General features: G+C 65.7%; 1 protein-coding gene. It reads left to right on the plus strand.

The genetic code is table 11. The features are described from left to right. Positions 1 to 64: 64 nt before the first annotated feature. Positions 65 to 1,254 (plus strand): IS3 family transposase gene (locus GR702_RS21920; RefSeq protein WP_157004574.1). Its coding sequence is split into 2 segments (ribosomal slippage): positions 65 to 317 and positions 317 to 1,254, totalling 1,191 coding nucleotides; the frame shifts between segments, so codons are not numbered across the junction. The last annotated feature ends 19 nt before the right edge of the window (positions 1,255 to 1,273 follow it).

Raw genomic sequence — 1,273 nt, forward strand, 5'->3', positions numbered from 1 at the left:
TGACGTGACCCCCTGAAACTCCTCCAGGAATAGCTAGAGTCCGCCCCTCGAAAGGACGGACAGAATGAAGCGATCACGGTTCACAGAAGAGCAGATCATCGGGATCCTGCGCGAGCAGGAGGCCGGTATTCCGGTGGCGGACCTGTGCAGGAAGCACGGTCTGAGCTCGCCGACCTTTTACAAGTGGAAGGCCAAGTATGGCGGCCTGGACGTGTCGGAGGCCCGGCGTCTGAAGGCGCTGGAAGACGAGAACGCCAAGCTGAAGCGGATGCTGGCGGACTCGATGCTGGACAACGTCGCGCTGAAGGATTTGCTGGGAAAAAAGTGGTGACGCCCGCTGCGCACCGAGAGGCGGCGGCGCACCTGCAGTCGGCCTACGAGATGAGCGAACGGCGGGCCTGCCGGGTGTTGGGCGTTGATCGGACGAGCGTGCGCTATCAGGCGACGCGACCGGACGACGGCGCCCTGCGCGACCGGCTGAAGGCCCTGGCCCAGGAGCGGCGGCGGTTCGGCTATCGGCGCCTGCACGTGATGCTTCGGCGCGAGGGGCATGCGGTCAACAGGAAGCGGGTCCAGCGGATCTATCGCGAGGAGAAGCTGACGGTGCGCCGGCGCGGCGGGCGTAAGCGGGCCATAGGCACGCGGCGTCCGTTGGAGATCCCACTGGTCGCGAACCAGCGCTGGTCGCTTGACTTCGTGTCGGATCAGATGACCGACGGGCGGCGCTTCCGCATCCTGACGGTGATCGACAACTGCACGCGGGAATGCCTCGGTCTCGTCGCCGACACCTCGCTGTCGGGCCGGCGGGTGGCGCGCGAGCTGGACGCCATCATCCTGCGACGAGGGCGACCCGAGACGATCGTCAGCGACAACGGCACGGAATATACGTCCAACGCCATCCTGGCCTGGGCCGACGACACCGGCGTGGGCTGGCACTACATCGCGCCTGGCAAGCCTCAGCAGAACGGCTTCAACGAGAGCTTCAATGGTCGGCTGCGCGACGAACTGCTGAACGAGACGCTGTTCCGCTCCCTGCCGCACGCCCGGGCCGTCCTCGAAGCCTGGCGGCGCGACTACAACGAAAGCCGGCCGCACTCGAAGCTGGGATGGCTGACGCCCAAGGCCTACGCACAGGCGCTCACCGGACACAGCGGCCGGTCTGCTGCGCTGGTTGATGGCTGCTCAGACCGGCCTATTGCCAACCCCACCAACACCAGTTCAGATCACCAAAGGACTCTCGTTATCGCTGGATGAGAAACGGGGGTCACGTCAG

This window comes from Novosphingobium silvae (assembly GCF_009856825.1).
In the GTDB taxonomy this organism is placed as follows: domain Bacteria; phylum Pseudomonadota; class Alphaproteobacteria; order Sphingomonadales; family Sphingomonadaceae; genus Novosphingobium; species Novosphingobium silvae.